General features: G+C 38.8%; 23 protein-coding genes and 1 other annotated feature (1 of these 24 only partly in view). Of the genes, 20 read left to right on the top strand and 3 right to left on the bottom strand.

The features are described 5' to 3' along the window. The first annotated feature begins 69 nt into the window (after nucleotides 1-69). From plsX to IGK27_RS12220, 13 genes are all read left to right on the top strand, one after another. A complete protein-coding gene (gene plsX, locus IGK27_RS12280) occupies nucleotides 70-1,071 on the top strand; it encodes a phosphate acyltransferase PlsX (RefSeq protein WP_002354938.1) in 1,002 nt (333 codons plus the stop codon). 136 nt (nucleotides 1,072-1,207) lie between these two features. Further along, nucleotides 1,208-1,447: an acyl carrier protein gene (gene acpP, locus IGK27_RS12275; protein WP_002354939.1), complete on the top strand. Its 240-nt coding sequence runs from the start codon at nucleotides 1,208-1,210 to the stop codon at nucleotides 1,445-1,447. A 263-nt stretch (nucleotides 1,448-1,710) separates the two neighbouring features. Further along, nucleotides 1,711-2,751 (top strand): oligopeptide ABC transporter ATP-binding protein Opp2D, encoded by a 1,041-nt coding sequence (gene opp2D / locus IGK27_RS12270; RefSeq protein WP_002367425.1) that lies wholly within the window; start codon nucleotides 1,711-1,713, stop codon nucleotides 2,749-2,751. After that, nucleotides 2,751-3,695 (top strand): oligopeptide ABC transporter ATP-binding protein Opp2F, encoded by a 945-nt coding sequence (opp2F, locus tag IGK27_RS12265; RefSeq protein ID WP_002354942.1) that lies wholly within the window; start codon nucleotides 2,751-2,753, stop codon nucleotides 3,693-3,695. Before opp2D ends, opp2F begins: the two co-directional genes overlap by 1 nt. Next, nucleotides 3,695-4,657: an oligopeptide ABC transporter permease Opp2B gene (gene opp2B / locus IGK27_RS12260; RefSeq protein WP_002354943.1), complete on the top strand. Its 963-nt coding sequence runs from the start codon at nucleotides 3,695-3,697 to the stop codon at nucleotides 4,655-4,657. The genes opp2F and opp2B overlap by 1 nt, the downstream gene beginning before the upstream one ends. Before the next feature lie 27 nt (nucleotides 4,658-4,684). Then, on the top strand, nucleotides 4,685-5,608 hold the full coding sequence (opp2C, locus tag IGK27_RS12255; RefSeq protein WP_002365358.1) for an oligopeptide ABC transporter permease Opp2C: 924 nt from the start codon (nucleotides 4,685-4,687) through the stop codon (nucleotides 5,606-5,608). A 28-nt stretch (nucleotides 5,609-5,636) separates the two neighbouring features. Next, nucleotides 5,637-7,415: an oligopeptide ABC transporter substrate-binding protein Opp2A gene (opp2A, locus tag IGK27_RS12250; RefSeq protein WP_033626461.1), complete on the top strand. Its 1,779-nt coding sequence runs from the start codon at nucleotides 5,637-5,639 to the stop codon at nucleotides 7,413-7,415. A 329-nt stretch (nucleotides 7,416-7,744) separates the two neighbouring features. Further along, nucleotides 7,745-8,437: a ribonuclease III gene (rnc, locus tag IGK27_RS12245; RefSeq protein ID WP_002354946.1), complete on the top strand. Its 693-nt coding sequence runs from the start codon at nucleotides 7,745-7,747 to the stop codon at nucleotides 8,435-8,437. Nucleotides 8,438-8,457: 20 nt separating this feature from the next. Continuing rightward, a complete protein-coding gene (gene smc, locus IGK27_RS12240) occupies nucleotides 8,458-12,036 on the top strand; it encodes a chromosome segregation protein SMC (protein WP_430596421.1) in 3,579 nt (1,192 codons plus the stop codon). A 24-nt stretch (nucleotides 12,037-12,060) separates the two neighbouring features. Then, on the top strand, nucleotides 12,061-12,888 hold the full coding sequence (locus tag IGK27_RS12235; protein ID WP_002354948.1) for a Cof-type HAD-IIB family hydrolase: 828 nt from the start codon (nucleotides 12,061-12,063) through the stop codon (nucleotides 12,886-12,888). A 2-nt stretch (nucleotides 12,889-12,890) separates the two neighbouring features. After that, entirely contained in the window at nucleotides 12,891-14,219 is a 1,329-nt protein-coding gene (gene ftsY / locus IGK27_RS12230) for a signal recognition particle-docking protein FtsY (RefSeq protein ID WP_002404795.1), read from the top strand. Nucleotides 14,220-14,377: 158 nt separating this feature from the next. Further along, the gene (locus IGK27_RS12225) at nucleotides 14,378-14,863 is read left to right on the top strand and encodes a cupin domain-containing protein (RefSeq protein ID WP_002381091.1); all 486 of its coding nucleotides are present in this window, start codon (nucleotides 14,378-14,380) and stop codon (nucleotides 14,861-14,863) included. Between the two features lie 119 nt (nucleotides 14,864-14,982). Continuing rightward, nucleotides 14,983-15,381, top strand: a complete 399-nt coding sequence (locus IGK27_RS12220) for a VOC family protein (RefSeq protein WP_002354951.1) — start codon at nucleotides 14,983-14,985, stop codon at nucleotides 15,379-15,381. A 50-nt stretch (nucleotides 15,382-15,431) separates the two neighbouring features. Here IGK27_RS12220 and IGK27_RS12215 read toward each other — a convergent pair whose 3' ends face one another. Next, entirely contained in the window at nucleotides 15,432-16,328 is an 897-nt protein-coding gene (locus IGK27_RS12215; RefSeq protein ID WP_002365354.1) for a YitT family protein, read from the bottom strand. A 742-nt stretch (nucleotides 16,329-17,070) separates the two neighbouring features. Next, nucleotides 17,071-17,571, bottom strand: a complete 501-nt coding sequence (locus IGK27_RS12210) for a cysteine hydrolase family protein (RefSeq protein WP_002365352.1) — start codon at nucleotides 17,569-17,571, stop codon at nucleotides 17,071-17,073. A 170-nt stretch (nucleotides 17,572-17,741) separates the two neighbouring features. Between IGK27_RS12210 and gshAB the strand changes: the two genes are divergently transcribed. The 3 genes from gshAB to IGK27_RS12195 all read left to right on the top strand — a co-directional run bounded on the left by gshAB (nucleotide 17,742) and on the right by IGK27_RS12195 (nucleotide 20,737). After that, nucleotides 17,742-20,012: a bifunctional glutamate--cysteine ligase/glutathione synthetase gene (gshAB, locus tag IGK27_RS12205; RefSeq protein WP_002368430.1), complete on the top strand. Its 2,271-nt coding sequence runs from the start codon at nucleotides 17,742-17,744 to the stop codon at nucleotides 20,010-20,012. 189 nt (nucleotides 20,013-20,201) lie between these two features. Further along, nucleotides 20,202-20,303 carry a putative holin-like toxin gene (locus tag IGK27_RS12200; protein WP_021164442.1) on the top strand — a complete coding sequence of 34 codons (102 nt, stop codon included), beginning with the start codon at nucleotides 20,202-20,204 and terminating at the stop codon, nucleotides 20,301-20,303. Nucleotides 20,304-20,635: 332 nt separating this feature from the next. Next, a complete protein-coding gene (locus tag IGK27_RS12195; protein WP_021164441.1) occupies nucleotides 20,636-20,737 on the top strand; it encodes a putative holin-like toxin in 102 nt (33 codons plus the stop codon). A gap of 181 nt (nucleotides 20,738-20,918) precedes the next feature. Here the strand turns inward: IGK27_RS12195 and IGK27_RS12190 are convergent, their stop codons facing one another. After that, the gene (locus tag IGK27_RS12190) at nucleotides 20,919-21,371 is read right to left on the bottom strand and encodes a YueI family protein (RefSeq protein WP_002359057.1); all 453 of its coding nucleotides are present in this window, start codon (nucleotides 21,369-21,371) and stop codon (nucleotides 20,919-20,921) included. Nucleotides 21,372-21,555: 184 nt separating this feature from the next. Here IGK27_RS12190 and IGK27_RS12185 point away from each other — a divergent pair, with 184 nt between their 5' ends. Genes IGK27_RS12185 through IGK27_RS12170 form a run of 4 tightly spaced genes read left to right on the top strand, consistent with a single transcriptional unit; the run spans nucleotide 21,556 to nucleotide 25,209 of the window. Further along, on the top strand, nucleotides 21,556-22,503 hold the full coding sequence (locus tag IGK27_RS12185; protein ID WP_002354960.1) for an ABC transporter permease: 948 nt from the start codon (nucleotides 21,556-21,558) through the stop codon (nucleotides 22,501-22,503). Further along, entirely contained in the window at nucleotides 22,500-23,465 is a 966-nt protein-coding gene (locus IGK27_RS12180; protein WP_002367415.1) for an iron chelate uptake ABC transporter family permease subunit, read from the top strand. Before IGK27_RS12185 ends, IGK27_RS12180 begins: the two co-directional genes overlap by 4 nt. Then, on the top strand, nucleotides 23,462-24,217 hold the full coding sequence (locus IGK27_RS12175) for an ABC transporter ATP-binding protein (protein ID WP_002354962.1): 756 nt from the start codon (nucleotides 23,462-23,464) through the stop codon (nucleotides 24,215-24,217). The genes IGK27_RS12180 and IGK27_RS12175 overlap by 4 nt, the downstream gene beginning before the upstream one ends. A gap of 38 nt (nucleotides 24,218-24,255) precedes the next feature. Beyond that, on the top strand, nucleotides 24,256-25,209 hold the full coding sequence (locus tag IGK27_RS12170) for a siderophore ABC transporter substrate-binding protein (RefSeq protein ID WP_033626635.1): 954 nt from the start codon (nucleotides 24,256-24,258) through the stop codon (nucleotides 25,207-25,209). Between the two features lie 281 nt (nucleotides 25,210-25,490). Further along, nucleotides 25,491-25,547: a binding site (T-box leader), on the top strand (it continues 189 nt past the right edge of the window).

Here is a 25,547-nt window from a genome sequence, read left to right as displayed (position 1 = left end):
CAATGCGTATTTCTTTGAAAAAAATATGTTATACTTGTTAGGAAACAAAAAAGTAGGAGGGAATCACTCATGAAAATTGCTGTAGATGCAATGGGTGGAGATAACGCCCCACAAGCAATTGTTGAAGGGGTTATGCTAGCCAAACAAGACTTCCCAGACATTGAATTTCAATTATATGGAAAAGAAGCCGAAATAAAAAAATACATCACCGATGAAAAAAATATTACGATTATTCATACCGATGAAAAAATCGCTAGTGACGATGAGCCAGTTAAAGCAATCCGTCGTAAGAAAACTGCTTCCATGGTTTTAGCAGCGCAAGCAGTTAAAAATGGGGAAGCCGATGCGATTTTTTCTGCAGGCAACACCGGAGCGCTATTAGCAGCGGGTCTGTTCATTGTCGGCCGCATCAAAAATGTGGAACGTCCCGGTTTGATGTCAACTTTACCTGTCATGGGAGAACCAGACAAAGGGTTTGACATGTTAGATTTAGGAGCCAATGCAGACAATAAACCAGAACATTTGGTTCAGTATGCCGTTTTAGGTTCATTCTATGCTGAAAAAGTTCGGAACGTTCAGAATCCTCGTGTCGGTCTATTAAATAACGGAACTGAGGAAACAAAGGGCAGTGAATTAACGAAAAAAGCCTTCGAATTGTTAGCAGCAGATGAAACGATTAATTTTGTCGGAAACGTTGAAGCACGAGAATTATTAAATGGCGTAGCTGACGTGGTGGTGACAGATGGCTTCACAGGAAATGCCGTTTTAAAATCCATCGAAGGCACAGCTATGAACATGATGAGCTTGCTGAAAACAGCGATTCTTTCTGAAGGTGTCAAAGGAAAAATGGGTGCCTTATTATTAAAGAATGCGTTGCGTGGCATGAAAGACGAAATGGACTACTCAAAACATGGGGGAGCGGTTTTATTTGGCTTAAAAGCGCCAGTCATTAAAACGCATGGGGCCACGGGTCCTGATGCCGTCCGCTACACCATTCGTCAAATTCATACAATGTTAGAAACCCAAGTTGTCCCACAATTAGTGGAATATTATGAAGGCAAAGCAGAGTAATTTGCAATTGTCTTGACATCAGTTTGTTACTCAAATGAAAAAAAGATGGACAAATACCCAAATTGTGAGTACAATGTATCTTAGCGTTTTAGTAAAAGAAAGAACCTTTTTTCAAAAGCAGTGGAGGTGAATACAGTTGACTCGTGAAGAAGTACTTCAAAAAGTAGCGAAGATTATCTCAAACCACTTTGATATTGAAGCGGATCAAGTAACAGATCAATTAAACATTAAAGATGATTTGAACGCTGACTCAATTAGCGTAATGGAGTTTGTTTTAGAACTTGAAGATGAATTTGGAACAGAGATTTCAGATGAAGATGCAGAAAAAATTGAAACAGTTGGTGCCGCTGTAGATTATATTGTGAGTAATTCATAAAAAATAATAAGACAAAGTCGATTAACATTCCTGTTAATCGACTTTTTTTGCGTACATAATGGTTATTTTATTAAGCAATAAGGCTATTTTTACACATATTTTTGTAAAAAAAATCATACATGTAAAAAAATAACTGCGAAAAAAGTTATTTTATCTTGCTTTTTATGGAATAATTCTATAAAATTATGAAAAAACAATGAGCTGTAAATTAACATTGATAAAAATTAGAAAGTGCTATCATTAAATATTAGTTAATTTATATAATGTTTTTGAAAGGACGTAAGGGGTGCGTATGGATGCAAGGAAATGAACAATTACTAGAGGTTTCAGGATTAGAAACAGCATTTAGAATCAAAGATGATTATTATAATGCCGTCGATGATGTTTCATTTGAATTGAAGAAAAATGAGATTCTGGCAATCGTCGGAGAATCTGGTTGTGGAAAAAGTACCTTAGCAACAACGATTATGGGCTTACATGATCCCAATCATACCAAAATTACTGGGGAAATTTTATACAACAATTTAAACTTAACTACGTTTAATGAAACATTGTACAACAAAGTCAGAGGAAACGATATTGGGATGATTTTCCAAGATCCGTTGTCTGCACTGAATCCGCTCATGCGAATTGAAGACCAAATTAAAGAAAGTCTCACGTATCATACCAAAATGACCGCACAACAAAAACAAGCACGGGCCATTGAACTGTTAGATCAAGTGGGGATTCCCAACCCAGAGCGTGTCGGGAAACAGTATCCTCATGAATTGTCTGGCGGCATGCGCCAACGGGTGATTATTGCCATTGCAATCGCGTGTAAACCACCGATTTTAATTGCAGATGAACCCACAACGGCCTTAGACGTTACCATTCAGGCACAAATTCTCGATTTGTTAAAAGATTTACAAGAAGAAACAGGGAGCGGCATTATTTTAATTACCCATGACTTAGGTGTAGTTGCGGAAATGGCTGATCGTGTAGCGGTTATGTATGCGGGTCAGTTTGTAGAAGTAGCCACTGCTGAAGAATTGTTTAGTCATCCAAAACATCCATATACACGTTCCTTACTTCAGTCCATTCCCCAAGAGAATTCCGATGAAGAAGAACTTCATGTGATTGAAGGGATTGTTCCTTCGTTAACCAAATTACCTAGAAAAGGTTGTCGGTTTGCCCCACGAATTCCTTGGATTGATGCATCGGAACATGAAGAAAATCCAACATTACATGAAGTTGCACCGAATCATTATGTTCGTTGTACATGTTATAAACATTTTCATTTTAGAGACGGGGAAGGGGAAGCGTAATGACAGAAATTATTCAAATTAAAGATTTAAAAGTTCATTATCCAATTCGCAGCGGCTTCTTCAATCGAATCACTGATCATGTTTTGGCGGTTGATGGTGTGGATTTCATGATTGAACAAGGTAAAACGTATGGGTTAGTTGGTGAGTCGGGTTCTGGAAAATCAACGACAGGAAAAGCAATTATTGGTTTAGAAAAAATTACAAATGGTGAAATTATTTATCAAGGACAAGATGTAACCAAGCCGCGAAGTCGAAAAGCGATCGGATACAACAAAGATGTCCAAATGATTTTCCAAGATTCGATGTCAAGTTTAAACCCTAAAAAACGAGTACTAGATATTATCGCCGAACCAATTCGAAATTTTGAACGGTTAAGTGACCAAGAAGAAAAGAAAAAAGTCAAAAGTTTGTTGGACATTGTGGGGATGCCAGAAGATGCGTTGTACAAATATCCTCATGAATTTTCTGGTGGGCAACGCCAACGTTTAGGCGTCGCCCGAGCGGTGGCTACCAGCCCCAAATTAATTATTGCAGATGAACCTGTTTCAGCACTGGACTTATCTGTGCAAGCACAGGTATTGAATTTTATGAAGAACATTCAACAGGAATATGGGTTAAGTTACTTATTTATTTCCCATGATTTGGGCGTAGTTAAACATATGTGTGACAACATTGCCATTATGTACAAAGGCCGTTTTGTAGAAATCGGTACACGCCAAGATATTTACACTAATCCACAACACATTTATACCAAACGCTTACTTTCAGCAATTCCTAAAATTGACGTAGCGAACCGAGAAGCTCACAAAGAAGAACGAAGAAGAGTTGAGCAAGAGTATCGGGAAAATCATAAAGACTATTATGATGAAAATGGGCGGGTTTATAACTTACATGCGATTAGTCCAACCCACCAAGTAGCGTTAAAAAATGGAGGTGCTGAATAATGTGGAAAACAATTTTACGCCGTTTGTTATTGATGATTCCGCAAGTGATTATTTTAAGTGTCTTGATTTTCCTATTGGCTAAAATGATGCCAGGTGATCCGTTTACAGGATTGATTAATCCGAACCAAGACCCGAAAGTGATTGAAGCCATGCGCGAAGCTGCCGGGTTAAATGATCCTTGGTACGAACAATATTTCCGTTGGATTGGCAATGCCTTACATGGAGATTTTGGTCATAGTTTTATCTTTAAATTACCTGTGTCCACGCTCATTGCTGGTCGGGTGGGGAATACGATTGCATTGGCCGCTGTATCAGTTATAATCACGTATTTAATCGCCATTCCTTTCGGTTTAATTGCTGGCCGTTACCAAAATTCATGGTTTGACAAAATGGTGGTTATCTATAACTTCTTCAGTTTTGCCGTGCCATTATTCATCTTTGCCTTGATTATGCTCTTTATTTTTGGGTATCGCTTAGACTGGTTCCCAACGAGTGGAACCGTGACTGTTGGTTTGGCTGAGGGAACGTGGCCGTATTATTTAGATAAACTGAAGCATTTAATTTTACCAGGGGTCACTCAAGCGTTGCTAGGGACAGCGGTCACTATTCAATATTTGCGCAGTGAAGTGATTGATGTTAAAAACATGGACTTTGTTCGTACTGCTCGTTCAAAAGGAGTGCCAACGAATAAAATTTTTAATCGACACATTTTTAGAAATGCAGCATTACCAATTGCCTCTCAATTAGGTTATGAAATTACTGCTTTGATTGCCGGATCAGTCGTTATTGAAAAGATTTTTGCTTTCCCAGGAATTGGAAAATTATTTATTGATAGTATCATTCAACGTGACTATTCCGTTATTACCGCTCTCGTGTTGATTTTGGGATTGGCAACCCTTATCGGAACCTTAATTTCTGATATTGTAATGAGTATTGTTGATCCAAGAATTCGAATTCAGTAGAAAAAACACGAAGAAAGGGTGATAAAAATGGAATTGACAGAAGAAAAAAGAGAAGAAGTCTTACAAGAAAGTATTCCACCAATGGGCTTTCGGATGATTGCGCGAGAATTCGTCAAAGAAAAAATGGCGATGTTTTCTTTAATCCTTTTGGTCATTATCTTATTAGCCGTTTTTATCGGTTCGTTAGTGTTAGACCAAAGTGCCGTTATGCATGTAAGTATTTTAGATAAATATGCGGAACCAGGTACCGTTACAATGAATGGCACCAAGTTCATTTTAGGTGCCGATGAAGGTGGTCGTGATGTTTTAGGACAATTGATTATCGGGGCTAGGAACTCGATTTTAATCGGTTTTGCCATTACGATTATTACGTCTATTATCGGGGTCGGTTTAGGGATTATTTCCGGTTATTATGGAGGTATGATTGATAATATTTTGATGCGTATCGTGGATTTTATTATGATTTTGCCAATTATGTTAATTATTATTGTGTTCGTTTCCGTGATTCCTAAATATAGTATCTGGTCCTTTATTTGGATTATGTGTGCGTTTTATTGGGTTGGAAAAGCGCGGTTGTTCCGCAGTAAAACGTTATCTGAAGGGCGCCGAGATTACGTTAGTGCCTCTAAGACAATGGGAACAAGCGATTTTAAAATTATGTTTCGAGAAATTATGCCGAATTTAAGTTCATTAATTATTACGAACTTAACGATTAATTTCGCGGCCAATATCGGGATCGAAACAACGTTAACTTTCTTAGGCTTCGGGTTACCACAAAGTGTCCCAAGTTTAGGAACCTTAATTGGCTACGCCAGCAGTGGGGATGTATTAGTCAATAAACAATGGGTTTGGTTACCTGCATCAATTCTAATTTTAGTCTTGATGTTAAGTATAAACTATGTTGGACAAGCATTTAAGCGCTCAGCAGATGCACGACAACGATTAGGCTAATTAGCCAAAAAATGAGGGAGGAAAAGAGATGAACAAGAAACGGATTTTAGGTGCAATCACGTTAGCTTCTGTGTTAGTATTCGGGTTAGCTGCATGTGGTGGCGGCAATAAAGGCGGGGGCAACAAAGCAACGGAAACAGAAGACATTTCAAAAATGCCAATCGCTGTTAAAAATGATAAAAAAGCAATTGATGGCGGGACATTAGATGTCGCTGTAGTTATGGATACACAATTCCAAGGACTTTTCCAGCAAGAATTTTATCAAGACAACTATGATGCACAATACATGCTTCCAACGGTACAGCCATTATTTAACAATGATGCAGACTTTAAGATTGTCGATGGGGGTCCTGCGGATCTGAAATTAGATGAAGATGCCAATACAGCAACCATTAAATTACGTGACAATTTGAAATGGTCTGACGGTAAAGATGTGACGGCAGATGACGTGATTTTCTCTTATGAAGTCATTGGTCATAAAGACTATACAGGGATTCGTTATGATGATAACTTTACGAATATTGTTGGCATGGAAGACTACCATGATGGTAAATCGCCAACCATTTCTGGCATAGAAAAAGTCAATGATAAAGAAGTTAAAATCACTTATAAAGAAGTTCACCCAGGAATGCAACAATTAGGTGGCGGTGTTTGGGGTTCAGTTTTACCAAAACATGCCTTTGAAGGAATTGCTGTTAAAGACATGGAATCAAGCGATGCAGTTCGTAAAAACCCTGTGACTATTGGACCATACTACATGAGTAATATTGTGACAGGTGAATCTGTTGAATACCTACCAAATGAGCATTACTACGGTGGCAAACCTAAATTAGATAAATTAGTGTTCAAATCTGTTCCTTCTGCGAGCATTGTAGAAGCGATGAAAGCGAAACAATACGATATTGCATTATCAATGCCAACAGATACGTATCCAACATACAAAGATACTGAAGGGTATCAAATCTTAGGACGTCCCGAACAAGCCTACACGTATATTGGCTTTAAAATGGGTACGTTTGACAAAGAAACCAATACAGTGAAATACAATCCAAAAGCTAAAATGGCAGATAAAAGCTTACGTCAAGCCATGGGCTATGCAATTGACAATGATGCAGTCGGCCAAAAATTCTACAACGGCTTACGAACAGGGGCAACAACGTTAATCCCACCAGTCTTCAAGAGCTTGCATGATAGCGAAGCGAAAGGCTATGCGCTTGATTTAGACAAAGCGAAAAAATTATTAGACGATGCTGGTTATAAAGACGTAGACGGCGATGGCATTCGCGAAGACAAAGAAGGCAAACCACTAGAAATCAAGTTTGCTTCAATGTCAGGCGGCGAAACTGCACAACCACTTGCTGATTACTATGTCCAACAATGGAAAGAAATTGGCTTAAACGTAACGTATACAACAGGACGCTTAATTGATTTCCAAGCATTCTATGATAAATTGAAAAATGATGACCCAGAAGTAGATATCTATCAAGGCGCGTGGGGCACAGGTTCAGATCCTTCACCAACCGGCTTATATGGTCCAAACTCAGCCTTTAACTATACACGTTTTGAGTCAGAAGAAAATACTAAATTACTTGATGCGATTGATTCAAAAGCATCATTTGATGAAGAAAAACGTAAAAAAGCCTTCTACGATTGGCAAGAGTATGCCATTGATGAAGCGTTTGTAATCCCAACGCTTTACAGAAATGAAGTCTTGCCTGTCAACGACCGTGTAGTTGACTTTACTTGGGCAGTTGATACGAAAGATAATCCATGGGCAACAGTGGGTGTCACTGCGGAAAAACGTTAAACAACGTTCCGCTGATTTAATAGAGATAGAACGAGGTCGGGACAGAAGTGTTTAACTCCGAGAAATAAGAAGGAGTTGCTTCTGTTCCCGCCGTTTATCAGTTTTTGAGCGTGGCGCAAAAATCCAAAGTGATTTTTGTCCCACGCTCTTTCTATCTCTTACGTAAACAAACGCTTTCATCTCAGCCATAGCTCTATTTATTTATTTTTTTCTAAAAAATAATGAGAACACAGTGAATAACAGGCTTTTTCTGAATAGAACCATTTAAAAAAAGTGAAAAAAAAAGTATAATGAAACAAGGTGTAAATAAATGTAAAGGAATGTGGAGAATGGACAATCAGTTAACAACAGAGTTAAAAGAACGTTACGGCATTGTTTTCCATGATGTCAATCTATTAGAGCAAGCTTTTACTCATTCATCCTATGTGAATGAGCATCGCTATTTAAAATTATCCGATAATGAACGTCTTGAATTTTTAGGAGATGCAGTTTTAGAATTAATTGTTTCACAATATTTGTATTTAAAATTCCCAGAACTTCCAGAAGGAAAATTAACGAAGATGCGCGCAGCCATCGTTCGGGAAGATAGTTTAGCCAAATTTGCGAAAGAATGTCACTTCGACAACTACATTTTATTAGGTAAAGGAGAAGAAGCATCGGGCGGACGAACACGTGCATCATTATTATGTGACTTATTTGAAGCCTTTTTAGGTGCCCTCTACTTAGACCAAAAAGTTGGCGCAGCCAAGAAATTTATTGAAGACGTTATTTTTCCGAAAATTGATGCCGGTGCTTTTTCACATGAGATGGATCACAAAACACAATTACAAGAAGTTTTACAACGCAAAGGCGATGTTTCAATTGAATATCGCTTAATTAAAGAAGAAGGCCCTGCTCATGACCGCACCTTTTTCACTGAAGTTTACATGAATGGTGAACTCATTGGGTTAGGCCAAGGAAAATCGAAGAAGTTAGCTGAACAGGATGCCGCTGAGCGGGCACTGAAAAGTATTCCTCAGTAAGGCTGGAAGGAGCAATATTCGTGTATTTAAAACGAATTGAAATTACAGGATTTAAATCATTTGCAGATAAAACCATTATTGAATTTGAAGATGATGTGACAGCAGTGGTTGGTCCGAATGGAAGTGGGAAAAGTAATATCACGGAAGCCGTTCGCTGGGTATTAGGTGAACAATCTGCGAAAAACCTTCGCGGTGGCAAAATGAACGACATTATCTTTGCCGGTTCGGAAGGTCGTAAGCCGCTAAATATTGCGGAAGTTACCGTGACGTTAGACAACAGCGACCATTATTTAGCATTGGATTATAGTGAGATTAGTGTCACCCGTCGTTTAAAACGAACGGGCGAAAGTGACTTTTTTATTAATAAACAAGCGTGCCGTTTAAAAGATATTCAAGATTTATTTATGGATTCAGGGTTAGGCAAAGAATCTTTTTCAATTATTTCGCAAGGGAAAGTTGAAGCGATTTTTAATAGTAAACCTGAAGACCGTCGAGGGATTTTTGAAGAAGCAGCGGGCGTTTTAAAATACAAACAACGAAAGAAAAAAGCTGAACAAAAGCTTTTCGAAACCGAGGACAACTTAAGCCGTGTCCAAGATATCATTTACGAGTTGGAAGACCAATTAGTTCCTCTAGCCGCCCAAGCAGATGCGGCCAAAAAGTATTTAGCTTTGAAAGAAGAACTTACCGAAATTGATGTCAATTTAACTGTGACCGAAATTCAAGAAGCAAAAGCTATTTGGGAAACGAAAACGCAAGAATTAACAGCCATTGAAGAAAAGTTAGCTGGCGCAAGTAAACAAGTCCATGACCTAGAAGGCAAATTGGTACGTTTACGAAGCAAGCGCAATCGTTTAGATGAACAAATTGAAACGGAACAACAACAATTATTACAAGTGACAGAAGCGTTGAAACAAGCAGAAGGACAAAAAAATGTTTTAATTGAACGTTCCAAACACACCTCCCAAACGGCAAGCGAATACGAAGAGACGTTGGCAAAAACGGCCGAAAAAATTGTTCGTTATCGAGAAGAATTGCAGACGCTGGAAACAGCAATCGCAGAAAAAACGGCACAACGTCAGACGTTAAAAGAAGCATTGGCTTTGGCAACGAAAGATGTGGAAAAATATAGTAAGTCTTCTAAAGAATTAATGGAAGAATTGCGCAGTCAGTATGTGGAAGTCATGCAAGAACAAGCCAATACAGCCAATGACTTAAAATATTTAGAACGACAATATCAACAAGAAACAGCTAAAAATCAACAATCGCTAGCAAAACACGAAGCGCTAGAAGAACAGATGGTTGAAGCTCTTGCAATGAAAGAAACGCTAGAAAAAGAGCAAAAAGTCGCAAAACAAGGCTTACAAGAACAGCTGGAAGAATACACTGCGTTGAAAGCAACGCTTGAAGCCAAACGTGAACGATTAGCACAGCGTCAAAACGATATGTACCAAGCGATGAATCAAGTGCAACAAGCGAAGGCACGCCAAAAAAGTTTGCAAGAAATTCAAGAAAATTACGCTGGCTTCTATCAAGGCGTGAAAGCTGTATTGCGTCACAAAAACCAACTAACTGGGATTGTTGGCGCAGTGGCTGAGTTAATTGAAGTGCCTAAAGAATATACGTTGGCGATTGAAACGGCCTTAGGTGGTGCGGCGCAACATATTGTTGTGGAAAATGAGAAAGATGGTCGAGCAGGCATCACCTTCTTAAAACAACAACACAGTGGCCGAGCAACCTTTTTACCATTGACCACCATTAAGCCGCGCTCTGTATCGGCGATGGTTCAGAATCGTTTGGCTGGTGCACCGGGTTTCGTGGGGATTGCCAGTGAATTAGTTCGTTATCCAGAACAAGTACAAACCGTTATTCAAAATCTCTTAGGCGTCACGATTTTAGCGGCAGATTTAACGAGTGCCAACCAGTTAGCAAAATTAGTCAATTACCAATATCGCGTTGTCTCATTGGAAGGCGATGTGATGAATCCTGGCGGTTCGATGACTGGGGGAGCCAATAAACGTGGCAACCAAGGAAGCCTATTTTCACAAGCGCAAGAACTTCAAACAATTACTGAACAAATGACTCAATTAGAAACACAACTAAGAAGTGTGGAACAAGAAGTCCAAGCGCTCTCGCAAGAAGTGAAAACAGCCACGGAACGTGCAGAAATGTTGCGCTCTGCTGGTGAACAAAATCGCTTAAAACAACAAGAAATTGACAATAAATTAGCCAATCAAACAGAAACGATTACTCGTTTAACAAAAGAAAAACGTCTGTTTGAATATGAATCACGGGAATTGCATCAATTCTTAACCGAATATCAAACGAAAAAAGCCACATTGACAGAGCAACAAGCAAACTTAACGGCAACGAAAGAACGTTTAGATGCTGAAATGAAACAAGTGGAACAAGAAGCTAGCCAAATGGAAACCTTTAAAGCCCAAGCGCAAGAACGCTTGACGACAGTTCAAGCAGAACAAGCAGTAGCGGCGGAACAATGTGCCCATTTTGCTCGTCAAAAGCAAGACAAACAAGAACAATTGGACGAATTGTTGATTCGAGAAACGGCCATCCGTCAACAGCTACAACAATTAAGTAGCCATTCTAGCGATCACCAGTTAACCGAAGAAGGCTTAGCGGCACAAGTCGCTCAATTAGCGGAGAAACAAACAGCGTTGCAAACCTCTTTACAAACGGCACGTAGTCAACGACAAGCGTTGCAAGAAGAAGTAGACGAGTTAGATACAAAATTAGCGGAAGAAAACAAACGCCAACAACAGTATTTAGCAGATAAAACACAAATTGAAGTCCTAAAAAATCGTGCAGAAATGCAATTAGATAGCTCATTAAGTTACTTACAGGAAGAATACAGCTTAACCTTTGAAGCTGCCTATGAAGCGTATTTCCCAATCGATGATTTAGCGCAAGCACAGCAAACAGTGAAACGCCTAAAACAAGAAATTGAGCGGTTAGGACCTGTTAACTTAAGTGCCATCGAGCAATTTGAACAAGTCGATGAACGCCATCAATTTTTAGTCAGTCAACGTGATGATTTATTAAATGCGAAAGAACAATTATTTGAAACCATGGATGAAATGGACCAAGAAGTGAAAGAACGGTTTAAAGAAGTCTTTGAAGCAATTCGTGGCCAGTTCAAAGTGGTATTCCCTAATATGTTTGGTGGCGGACGGGCAGAACTGGTGCTAACTAACCCAGAGGATCTCTTGAATACAGGGATTGAGATTGAGGCGCAACCACCAGGGAAAAAATTACAACATTTAAGCTTGTTGTCTGGAGGCGAACGGGCATTAACGGCGATTGCGTTACTCTTTTCAATTATTCGTGTTCGACCAGTTCCCTTCTGTATTTTAGATGAAGTAGAAGCAGCTTTAGATGAAGCCAACGTTGCTCGTTTTGGCCATTATTTAAGCGAATTTGAAGATGGTACACAGTTTATCGTGGTGACGCATCGTAAAGGGACAATGGAAGCCGCAGATGTTTTATATGGCGTGACTATGCAAGAATCTGGGGTTTCAAAAATCGTTTCAGTTCGCTTGGAAGAGGTCAAAGAAGGTGGCGCAATTGAAAAAAGCAATTAGCCAGAAGCAAGGAGGAGCGAACGTTTGATAAAATTAGTTGCTATTGATTTAGATGGAACATTATTAAATAGCCAAAAAGAGATTTCTTTACGGAATAAACAAGCACTGATGGCTGCGAAACAAGCAGGCGTGAAAGTTGTTATCTGCACAGGTCGACCTTTGGCAGCTATTGGTCCTTACTTAGAAGAATTAGGTTTACAAGAGGAAGGCGATTATAGCATTACTTTTAACGGCGGATTGGTTCAAAAAAATGATACAGGGGCCATTATTGAGAAAACATTGATGCCCTTGGAAGCGATTCATGAGCTGTACCAATTAGCAACCACACTCAACATGCCGTTTGATGTCTTATCCGATGAGGTCGTGATGCAATTGCCTTCTGCACCTAATTATCCTTCAATTTATAGTTCTCTAAACAAATTATTAACCTTTGAGTCCTACAAATTAGAAGAGTTAACCCCGAATCGAATTTATAACAAAGTTGTTGTTGCGATTGATGAAGCGTATTTAAATGAACGCATCAAGGAAATTCCGGCCTCTTTTTATGAGCGCTTTGAAATTATTAAAACGCGAAATAACTTATTAGAATTTATGCCAAAAGGGATTACGAAAGCCTATGGTATTTCCTTGTTAGCCAAAGATTTAGGAATCCGTGCAGAAGAAATCATGACCCTAGGGGACGAAGAAAATGATTTACCGATGATTGAATACGCTGGCTTAGGTGTCGCCATGGCAAATGCGATTCCATTAGTTAAAGAAGCCGCAGATGTCGTCACAGACACGAATGACCAAGATGGCGTTGCCAAAGCGGTCGAAAAATATATTTTAACGCCGTTGGAAGGAGGCCAATAAGAATGGGATTTTTTGATAAAATTAAAAAAGCTTTTTCCGCTGAAAAAAAGGAAGAAGAAAAACAAGAGATCGTTGAAGAAACAGTAGACGAAACACCTAGTGATGAATCAGCGCCTGCTGAATCAAAAGAAACCGCAGCAGAAGAGGCGCAAACAATGCCAGAAACGACAGCGGAAGAAGTCACAGAAACAGCCGATTTAACAGATAACGCTGAAATGGAAAAATTAGCTGGCGTAGAAGAAGCATTAGAAGAAGAGCCAGAAGAAATCCTGACAGAGGAAACACAAGAAGTTGTTGTGGAAGCGCCTGAGGAAGAAAGTAGTGTCGTAACTCCGTTGGCAGAACCAACAGACACGCAGGTTTCAGAAGAAATTGAAGAGTCAAAAGAAGAGCAGGTCCAAGAAAAATATGAAAAAGGCTTGGAAAAAACGCGTAAAACATTTGGTCAACGGTTGAACGAATTGTTTGCTAATTTCCGGAGCGTTGATGAAGATTTCTTTGAAGAATTAGAAGAAACGTTAATTGGTGCAGACGTAGGCTTTGATACATCCTTAAAAATTACAGAAGCCTTGCGACAAGAAGTGAAACTGCGAAACGTGAAAAAACCAGCTCAAGTTCAAAATACCATCATTGAAAAAATGGTTGATTTGTATGAAGAAGCAGGAATTAATGAAAATAATGCGATTAACTTACAGCCAAATGGCTTAACCGTGATTTTATTTGTCGGTGTTAATGGAGTGGGGAAAACAACCAGCATTGGTAAATTAGCCCATCAATACAAGTTGGAAGGAAAGAAAGTTTTAATGGCCGCTGCCGATACGTTCCGAGCGGGCGCCATCGATCAATTAGTTGTTTGGGGTGAACGGGCTGGCGTTGAAGTTGTACGTGGGAATGCTGGCGGCGACCCAGCAGCGGTCGTTTTCGATGCAGTGGAACGTGCCAAAGCAGAGCAGGCCGATGTTTTGCTAGTGGATACAGCAGGTCGGTTACAAAATAAAGTCAACTTAATGAAAGAATTAGAAAAAATCAAACGAGTCATCCAACGAGAAATTCCAGATGCGCCTCACGAAGTTCTCTTAGTCGTGGACGCAACTACTGGGCAAAATGCGATGACACAAGCCAAACAGTTCAAAGAAACAACCGATGTCACTGGCTTAGTTTTAACCAAACTAGACGGAACAGCCAAAGGTGGTATTGTCATTGCTATTCGGAATGAATTACACTTGCCAGTGAAATTAGTTGGTCTAGGTGAAGGCATTAACGATTTAGAACCATTCAATGCCAACGATTTCGCAATGGGCTTATTTAAAGGCTTATTAAAAGATGTTTAGTTGTAGAAAATAACAGGTTTGGGAAGAACGTGGGACAGGAGTATTTAGCTTCAAGAATGAAGAAGCTACTCCTGTCCCGCCGTTTATTTTAGGATTGGGACGGATGTTCTAAGTTCTTCCTAAATCGTTTCTGAAAAAATGAAGGAGTGAGGGAGAAGATGACAGAACAAATGTGGATTGAGAAGTTAGGATTAGAAGCGCATCCTGAGGGCGGTTATTTTAAACAAACCAATAAAAGTGAACAATTGATTCCAACCAAACGAGGCGAACGGGCGTTGCATACAGCGATTTTGTTTCTATTAAATACAGAAAGTCCGTCACATTTTCATCGTTTAAAAGCGGATGAATTATGGTTTTTTCACGATGGTCAGCCATTAACCGTTCACTGTATTTTTCCTGATGGAACGTATCAAGCTGTTCAGTTAGGGAAAGACTTAGTTCAAGGACAACAGCTTTCGTTCTCAGTTCCTGCCGGCACAATCTTTGGCTCTACAGTAGCGACAGGATTTGCGTTAGTCAGTTGTGTAGTTACACCAGGCTTTGAGTTTGAAGACTTCGAGTTATTTACTCAAGCGGAATTGTTAAACGATTATCCACAACATAGTGAAATCATTCAGCACTTGGCTTATCGAGAATTACCTTAAGAAAACGTTTTAGTAACATTTCTTTTATGAATATGCTAGTATAAATCAAACAAGCTTGTTGATTTTGTCGCAACGCACAGTTAGCTGTCGTAGATGATTAAAAGAAAGGGATGAATCACATGGGCACAATGGTTTTTGTTAACTTCCCAGTAGCGGATGTCCAACGTTCTACAGCCTTTTATGAAAAACTTGGATTCAAAAAGAACGAGGAATTTTCAACAGAGGAAGCTAGTTCGATGATGTGGGATGATCAATTTTGGATTATGTTGTTGAACCATGACTTTTATGGAAAATTTATCCAAGAAAAGCAAATTATTGATGCGCAAACAACCAGTGGAGCATTAATTTCCTTTAGTTTAGAGAGTGCCGAAGCCGTAAAACAGTTTGGCGAAACCGCCAAAGCTAACGGAGGCAACTGTTACCGAGTTGATATGGGAATACCAGAAGAGCAAATGTATGGCTTAGAGGTGCAAGATTTGGATGGCAATAGCTTAGAACCTGTCTGGATGAAGATGTAAAAAGAGCCGCAAAATCTCTACAGATTTTGCGGCTCTTCTCCTACAAAAAACTATTGTAAATTATTGGCATTAGTAGCTTCAACGCCATAAGAATCAGCTACTTTTTTCAAGCTAAATCCTTTTCCGTAGACTTCACTCGCACTCATTGAAATCAAAAAAGCTTCTTCATCAATCTCAAGAATGGCTTCTTTTAAGCGGGGAAAATCTTTTTCACGAATGACGGTCATTAAGAGCATGCCTTTCGCGCTTCGATAACCGCCTTCGATTGGCACCAAGGTCACACCTTTATCTAGTTCACGTAATAAGCGTTCTTGAATAGCGACATATTTTGGTGAAATAATCATCACATTCTTCGAGCGAACCAGACCAACTTGAATCATGTCAACGACACGACCAATTGTAAATAAACAAATTAAAGAGAATAACACAATATCTGCATTAAAAGCATACATTGCTGATAAAATGACTAAACCATCGACGAATAAAATAGCAATACCTAAGGAAACTTTGAAGTATTTATTGACAATTTGTGAAATGATTGCTGTCCCACCAGTTGAAGCATTGCCACGGAAAACCAAGCCTAGGCCAGCACCTGTAATAATACCGCCAAATAATGCTGCTAGAAAAATATTATGTGTTAAAACAGGCATCCCCGAAGTAATTCCTACAAAAAATGGATAAATAAGACTGCCATAAATGGTTTTGACACCGACCTCTTTCCCAAGAAGTAAGAAACAAAGCACTAAAAGAGGAATATTGATGGCGTAAAGAACAATGGCGGGACTAATCCCGAAAACATAATTAATAACAATACTAATGCCATTGGCTCCGCCTGCGACAAGTTTATTTGGCAATAAGACCGCATTGATTGAAATGGCCAAAATGAATGCACCGACTGTTACATAGGCGGTGTCTTTTAAACGTTGGGCTGTAAAAAATTTGTTCATAAAATACCTCCAATTATTTATTAGTTTAGTGAATGATGACATAAAAAAAGACAGAACATGAGAGACAAGCCTAATCGACTTATGTCCCACACTCTAAATCTTCAACTAATCAACTGAACACTTTTTCCTTATACTAACATGAAATACGACAAGAAAACATAGTGAACAAACAATTTTTTGGAAAAGAGGTCGGGACAGAACCGTTTAGCTCCGAGAACCAAGTAGGTACTGATTAACATCTATTTGCTTTGCAAATAGTGTTTCTCAGCAATAAGAAGAAATTTCCGAAAATTGTCATAAAACACAACGAGGTACGAGTTGATGTTGCATGATACCTACCCGGTGTTCTTTAATTTTTGGAGACCAAGTAGGTATTGTTCATCATCGAATCACTACGTTCTTCGTGATTCTCAACACTTGGAAGGATTAAGATACGCCGAACACTTGTGTGAGAAAGTCAATTTCGGCTTATTGTTTTCTCGCCAAAGGCACGTCACAGTTTTATCCTTGTAAGTTCCGAAGGACCTTCACCAAGTAGGTACGATGATTTCATCTGTTCATGCTTCACAGTGAAACATCGCAACTCTTAGAGCTTTAGCTCTTTTGAAGGCTGTACTGTGACGAGACGCATGTCGAGAAAACATCTTAGAAGTTGTTGAGATCGAAGCAACGCGTAGTGTTGGTTCTGTTCCCGCCGTTTATCAGGTTTTGAGCCCGGAACAAAAATCCAAAGTGATTTTTGTCACAGGCTCAAAAAAGTCAAAAAGCGGCCAGCCCAAATAGCTTCATGATGTTGGATAATTTGTGCTGCGGTTAAATGTCCATTATCCAAGGTGGAAGTGGTTTTCGGTGTCATCAAACACGTATAGCCTAAACCATGAGCCATCCGAATTGTAGTGTCCACACAAAACTCGGTTTGGACACCAGCAATTTCTAACGTTTGAACGGCTTGTTCCGTCAATAAATCATTTAAATTTGTTTGGTAAAAGGCATTCGCATGCGTTTTGCGGATGAAAAAATCTGTGGGCTGTGCATCCAGCTTTTCAAAAAGTTGCCAAGAGTCTGAGTCAAAAGGTAATTCGGTTTCTTCATGTTGAACAAAAATAATGGGCGCATGGTGTTGGCGGTAGACAGCAATACGCTGATTGACCTTTTCCAACACTGCTGGCAGACGGTACAATTGCTGCGACGGACTTTCGATGCCTTTTTGAAAGTCAATTAAAAGTAATGCACGATTTTTCATGAGCAATCCCCACTTTCTATAAACTAGTTGTTTTCAGTATAACGGAAAAAGGCGCTCTCTAAAAGTGTCTCGAAAATTCCCAAGTGAACGTTCAAAAAAACAGCATATTTACTCGTTTTCCTATATAATAGTAAGAGAAACAGATAGTTTGTAGAAAGAAAGGCGACAAGATGAATTATAGAGAATTAATGCAAAAGAAAAATGTTCGTCCTTACGTATTGATGGCTCGTTTTGGTTTAGAAAAAGAAAACCAACGTAGTACACGAGAAGGGCTTTTAGCGACAACTGATCATCCCACGGTTTTTGGTAACCGTTCTTATCATCCATATATTCAAACAGATTTTAGTGAAACACAATTAGAACTAATCACGCCTGTAGCAAATAGCGGCACAGAAATGCTTCGTTTTTTAGATGCCATTCACGATGTGGCTCGTCGTTCGATTCCAGAAGATGAAATGCTGTGGCCATTAAGTATGCCGCCACAATTACCAACAAAAGATGAAGAGATTAAAATCGCTAAATTAGATCAATATGATGCGGTGTTATATCGTCGTTATTTGGCAAAAGAGTATGGCAAACGAAAACAAATGGTCAGCGGAATTCATTTTAATTTTGAATATGACCAAGCCCTGATTCAGCAATTATATGATGAACAATCCGAAGTGACAGATTGTAAACAATTTAAAACGAAAGTGTACATGAAAGTTGCCCGTAACTTTTTACGTTATCGCTGGTTAATTACGTATCTTTTTGGGGCTTCACCAGTTAGTGAAGACGGCTACTTTAGGGTCTACGACGACCAACCGCAAGAACCTATTCGCAGTATTCGGAATAGTACGTATGGCTACAGAAATCATGACAATGTGAAAGTATCGTATGCCTCATTGGAACGCTATTTAGAAGATATTCATCGCATGGTGGAAAATGGTTTACTTTCTGAAGAAAAAGAATTTTATGCGCCTGTGCGTTTACGTGGTGGGAAACAAATGTCTGATCTGCCTAAAACAGGTATTCGCTATATCGAGTTGCGTAATTTAGACTTAAATCCTTTTTCGCGTTTAGGCATTGTGGAAGATACCGTGGATTTCTTACATTATTTCATGTTGTATTTATTGTGGACAGATGAAAAAGAAGAAGCGGATGAATGGGTGAAAACTGGGGATATTTTTAATGAACAAGTGGCTCTTGGTCATCCTCATGAAACGATTAAGTTAATTGCAGAAGGCGATCGGATTTTTTCAGAAATGATTGATATGTTAGATGCTCTAGGCATTCGCAAAGGCAAAGAAGTTGTCGGTAAGTATTATCAACAACTGCGGAATCCACAAGACACCGTTTCTGGCAAAATGTGGACGATTATTCAAGAAAACTCCAACAGTGAACTGGGAAATATTTTTGGAAACCAATATCAAAGTATGGCCTTTGAACGCCCTTATCAATTAGCTGGTTTCCGTGAGATGGAATTATCCACACAAATTTTCTTATTTGATGCGATTCAAAAAGGTTTGGAAATCGAAATTTTAGATGAACAAGAGCAATTTTTGAAACTGCAACATGGCGAGCACATTGAATACGTCAAAAATGCCAACATGACTAGCAAAGATAACTACGTGGTACCATTGATTATGGAAAACAAAACCGTGACAAAGAAAATTTTGTCTGCAGCAGGTTTCCATGTGCCTGGCGGTGAAGAATTTTCATCTTTTATTGAGGCACAAGAAGCACATTTGCGCTATGCCAATAAAGCGTTTGTCGTGAAACCAAAATCAACGAATTACGGTTTAGGAATTACCATTTTTAAAGAAGGAGCTTCGTTGGAAGACTTTACGGAAGCGTTACGGATTGCTTTTAAAGAGGACACAGCGGTTTTAATTGAAGAGTTTTTACCTGGAACAGAATATCGGTTCTTTGTGTTAGATAATGATGTAAAAGCCATCATGTTGCGCGTGCCAGCCAATGTTACCGGAGATGGCAAACACACTGTAGAAGAATTGGTGGCCGCTAAAAATAGTGATCCATTGCGGGGGACCAATCACCGTGCACCACTAGAGTTAATCCAGTTAAATGATTTAGAAAAACTAATGTTGAAAGAACAAGGTTTAACTATCTATTCTGTGCCAGAAAAAGAGCAAATCGTGTACTTGCGAGAAAATTCTAATGTTAGCACGGGCGGGGATTCGATTGATATGACCGATGTCATTGATGATAGTTATAAACAAATCGCCATTGAGGCCGTAGCTGCTTTAGGAGCCAAAATTTGTGGCATTGATTTAATCATTCCTGACAAAGACGTAAAAGGCACACGTGATAGCTTAACGTACGGGATTATCGAAGCAAACTTTAATCCAGCCATGCACATGCATGTGTATCCTTACGCTGGAAAAGGACGCCGTTTAACAATGGACGTTTTAAAACTTTTATACCCAGAAGTGGTTCAATAAAAAAGAATACCGCCAAAAAATTCATAATAGATTTTTTGGCGGTATTCTTTATAAAAACGTTTTCTTGGTGAACCCAATAGGTTATACTAAAACTATTACCAATGAAAGTTGTATGACGGTGGCTCTGAGTTAGAGAGGCAGGTGATGCCTATGTGTATCCGATGCACTTTAACGAAAGGAGCATTTTTTTTGTCAATCGAAGCGACATTGGAATTGATGATTAGTTTTGCAACCCTTGTTGCGTTACTGATTTTCGGTATCCTTGAAGCAACGAAAAACGATAAAAAATAACCGTTCATAAGCTTAGACGGCCGAACGGTTAAAGAACAACAAAAACTTAACTCAGTAAGCCACCAGTTCTTATAACTGGTGTTGGTATAAAGGAGAGGTATGTAGTAGCATATCTCTCTTTTCATTTTCATAATAGCATAATTCTATTTAAAATGGAAGCGCTCATAACTTATATCATTTTATAGAAAATTCCTATAAAAACGTTTTCTTGGTGCACCCAATAGGTTATACTAAAGCTATTACCAATGAAAGTTGTATGACGGTGGCTCTGAGTTAGAGAGGCAGGTGATGCCTATGTGTATCCGATGCACTTTAACGAAAGGAGCATTTTTTTGTCAATCGAAGCGGCATTGGAATTGATGATTAGTTTTGCAGCGTTTGTTGCACTACTGATTTTCGGTATCCTTGAAGCAACGAAAAACAATAAAAAATAACCGTTCACAAGCTTCGTAGGCCGAACGGTTAAGATTCAAAACTTAACTCAGTAAGCCACCAGTTCTTATAACTGGTGTTGGTATAAAAGGAGAGGTATGTACCCGCATACCTCTCTTTTTCATCTTTATAATAGCATAATTCTATTATAAATGGAAGCGCTCATAACTTTCCTTGAGCTTTTTATGAGTGAAATAGTTTTTGCCAAAAGCCTTTTTTAGCTGTTGGCTCTTCTTTTGGCGTTTCGGTTGCTTGAGGATATTTTTCTGTAACGTCAATCACAGGTTCATCTACTGCATGTTTTTCAGCTAACAGTAAGCCGAGAGAGTCAGGGTTGTTCTCCACAAAATTGTTAACAATCTTAAAGGTTGCGCCATGCTGATTTAATAATTTAATATAGGTACTTTGCAGGTCAGAAGAGATTTCGCCATTTAAAAGTACTGTAACTTCAGGATGCTTCGCTAATTCTTCTAATAAATGTTTTTGGTTCTGTGCATCTTTCATTTCAGCGACGGTCATGGAGAGACGGCAGCGTTCACGAAATGTGCCCATGTATTTGTGTTGTTCTTCAGGATTAACGAGGGGCGTACCGTACATTCCTTTATCCAGACGTTGTTGTAAGTCATCATTCGCCATTCAGTAACACTCCTTTCCTAACGTTTCCCTCCATTATAGCATATCTTAGATAAGTCGTTGGTCAGTCGGCTTGAGAAGAAGTTTTTAATAAAGGAAAAAAAGTGGTTGCATTTGTGATGGTTTTCTCATACACTGTAACTAAGAATGAGAATCATTCTCAATTAAATAAAAATGGAGTTTTCTCATGAAAAAGATTGGTTTGTTTGTTCTACTATTACTTTTCAGTTTATTGTCATTAGTGATAGGGGTGAAGGACATTGCACTTTCTCAATTGTTTCAATTAGATGCGCAGCAACAATTTGTTTTATTTACCACCCGTGTTCCCCGCACGTTGAGTTTAATCATTGCTGGTAGTACGATGAGTATTTCTGGATTGATTATGCAGCAACTCACACAAAATAAATTTGTCGCTCCTAGTGTCGCTGGAACAACCGATAGTGCAAGGTTGGGTATTTTAGTCGCAATGTTATTTTTCCCAACAGCTCCGTTTCTCTATCGAACGGCAATTGCTTTTATTTTTGCGCTAAGCGGGACCTTATTATTCTTAGCGCTCATTCGATTATTACCAAGTAAGAATCAAGTGATGGTCCCTTTGGTGGGCGTGATGTTTGGTAACATTCTAGGCTCAATTGCCACATTTTTTGCCTATCAATACCAATTGGTTCAAAATATGTCTGCTTGGTTACAAGGAAATTTTTCCACAGTTATGAAAGGGAATTATGAATGGTTATTCTTAATGATTCCTTTGTGGTTTGTTATTTATTTATTTGCTTATCATTTCACTGTCGTTGGTATGGGTGAAGCATTTGCAAATAGTCTTGGCGTCCATTACCAGCGAATTCAGTTTTTAGGTTTGACGCTGGTTGCTTTAGCAAGTGCCATCGTTTTATTGATGGTGGGGAATATTCCGTTTTTAGGGGTTGTGATTCCTAATCTCGTGTCTTTACGTTATGGCGATCATATGAAAAATACCTTGTGGTTAACTGGGATTTGCGGGAGTTTGTTCTTGTTAATCTGTGATATTTTAGCACGAGTATTGATTGCCCCCTATGAAATTCCTGTCAGCGTGGTTGTCGGAACATTAGGGAGCATTTTGTTCATTTTATTATTACTAAGGGGGCGCAAACAATGAAACGGCCTTTAAAAAAATGGCTTTCATTACTTTTGCTTTTAGCTGCCGTAGTAATTGTGAGCCTTTGTTATTTAACTTATAACACGTATGGCAATTGGTCCTTTGCTTTGGCGTTACGAGGCAAAAAGTTATTGGCTTTTATTTTTGTTGGAATCGCTGCGGCTTTTTCAACTATTAGTTTTCAAACAGTCACGCAAAATCATTTCCTAACGCCAAACATTTTAGGGATGGATTCCTTGTATGTCTTTGTGCAGACGGTGTTATTTTTTCTTTTAGGAGGCGCACAAGCGTTAGGCCAAGTAAGTCTTGGGTCGTTTTTGATGAACGTCTTTTTAATGGTGTTTTTAAGTACTAGTTTATCGTATTTTCTATTACGCAAAAATCAATCCGATTTATTTTTATTATTGATGATTGGCATGATTTTAGGTACTTTTTTCAGTAGTATTAGTACGTTTTTACAAGTGATTATGGATCCTAACGAATACGACTTACTCCAAGGAAAGTTGTTTGCCAGTTTCGGTAACGTCAATAGTCAGTATCTCGTTTTCGTTGGTGTGGCGGTACTCATAATTTGTGGGATACTTTGGCGGGAAAGTTACCGTTTAGACGTTTTACATTTAGGGAACCATCAAGCCCAGAATTTGGGGATTGCTGTGAATCAGTTTCAATTAGTGTTGTTGTGTTTGATCAGTAGTCTGGTCGGCTTATCAACAGCATTAGTGGGACCGATTACATTTTTAGGTTTTATCGTGGCCAATATGAGTTATCAATTTATGAAAACCTATCGCCACCGAGAACTGTTTGTGGCAGGAAGTTTAATAGCAGTCTTTTTACTGGTGTTCGGTCAATTGATGGTTGAACAGGTCTTTCATTTGAATACCCCGCTAAGTGTGGTGATTCAATTTGTTGGGGGCGTTTATTTTATATGGAAAATTATTGCAGAAAGGAAGCAACGCACATGATCCAGATGAGTGATGTATCAAAAAAATATGGCGATAAATTTGTCGTTTCAGACATTGATTTACCTATTTCTGAAGGCAAATTAACGGCCTTTATTGGACCAAATGGTGCTGGGAAAAGCACGCTGCTAGCCATGATGAGTCGCTTAATTCCCAAAGATACCGGGGAAATTTATCTGGACAAGCAAGAAGTAAAAACCTGGAAGCAATCAGCTTTTTCACAAAAAATTGCCCTTTTAAAACAAGCCAACGGTGTACAACTTAAATTAACTGTGCGAGAACTGGTCAATTTTGGTCGTTTTCCTTATTCCAAAGGTCGCTTAAAAAGCGCTGACCACGAAAAAGTAACAGAAGCACTGGAACAATTGGGCTTAACTGAAATGGCAGAAGAATACATTGATACCCTTTCTGGGGGCCAATTACAAAGGGCGTATATTGCCATGATTTTAGCCCAAGATACCGATTATATTTTATTAGATGAGCCCTTAAATAACCTCGACATGAATTATGCGGTTCAAATGATGCAGATTCTTAAACGCTTAGTGGATGAACTAGGAAAAACGATTCTGATTGTTCTACATGATATTAATTTTGCCGCAAGCTATGCAGATGAAATTGTCGCCATGAAAGGCGGAAAGCTCTATGCGCATGGCGCAACAGAAGAAGTTATTCAAACAAGTATTTTAAATGATCTTTATGAAATGAATATCCGGATTTGTGAAATTGAAGGAAAACGCTTTTGTCTTTATCACTAAATCGGGCAATTTAAAAATAACATTTTTGGAGGAAAAGAATGAAAAAGAAATTTTTAGCAATGATGACAGTTTCAATGATGGGACTGTTAATGTTAAGTGCTTGTCAAACAAATAAAAAAACAGCAGATTCTGCAACAACAGAAACAACAGCTAAAACGGAAGTCACAGTCAAAGACACCAATGGTCAATTAACCGTTCCCAAAAATCCTAAGAAAGTCGTTGTTTTTGATAATGGTTCCTTGGATACAATGGATGCACTAGGTGTCGGTGACCGCGTGGTAGGTGCGCCAACTAAAAATATCCCTGCGTATTTGAAAAAATACCAAAAAGTTGAATCAGCAGGCGGCATTAAAGAACCAGATTTAGAAAAAATCAATCAACTAAAACCAGACTTAATTATTATTTCTGGTCGTCAACAAGATTATCAAGAACAATTAAAAGCCATTGCGCCAACCATTTACTTAGCTGTAGATGCCAAAAATCCTTGGGCATCAACGAAACAAAATATCGAAACGTTAGGCACTATTTTTGATAAAGAAGAGGTAGCTAAAGAAAAAATAACTGGCTTAGAAAAAGAAATTGCTGACGTGAAAAAACAAGCAGAAGCTAGCGCGAATAATGCGCTTGTTGTGTTAGTTAACGAAGGACAACTTTCCGCTTACGGAAAAGGCTCTCGTTTCGGTTTAATTCATGATACATTTGGCTTCAAAGCAGCAGACGATAAGATTGAAGCTTCCACTCATGGGCAAAGTGTTTCTTACGAATATGTTTTAGAAAAAAATCCTGGGATTCTCTTTGTGGTAGATCGCACCAAAGCAATTGGTGGCGACGATTCAAAAGATAACGTCGCTGCAAACGAATTGATTCAAAAAACCGATGCTGGTAAAAATGATAAAGTCATTATGCTTCAACCAGATGTTTGGTATCTAAGCGGTGGTGGATTAGAATCAATGCATTTGATGATAGAAGATGTTAAAAAAGGATTAGAGTAAAAAAAAGCCTAGGACAAAAATCACTTTGGATTTTTGTCCTAGGCTTAAAAGCTGATAAACGGCGGGAACAAAAGCAACTCCTTCGGAAATAAGCTGAAATTCTCCAAAAATTAAAGAACAATTTTCGGAAATTTCTTCTTATTTCTCGGAGCTAAACACTTCTGTCCCGACCTTCTTGATGAAAAACAAAAAAGTTTTAAATTAAAAATGTGGTTGACGACCTCGAAAATGTTTGCTAAACTATCCGTAAATCAGTATGATTGATGAAACAAATAAAAGAACAAAATGTGATGAGAAGGAAAGTACTTTTTAAAATAGCTTGCAGAGAGCCTCGTTTG

Source organism: Enterococcus sp. DIV0236 (assembly GCF_050558525.1).
In the GTDB taxonomy this organism is placed as follows: Bacteria; Bacillota; Bacilli; order Lactobacillales; family Enterococcaceae; genus Enterococcus; species Enterococcus faecalis.
This window is presented reverse-complemented; position numbering and strand designations above follow the sequence as displayed.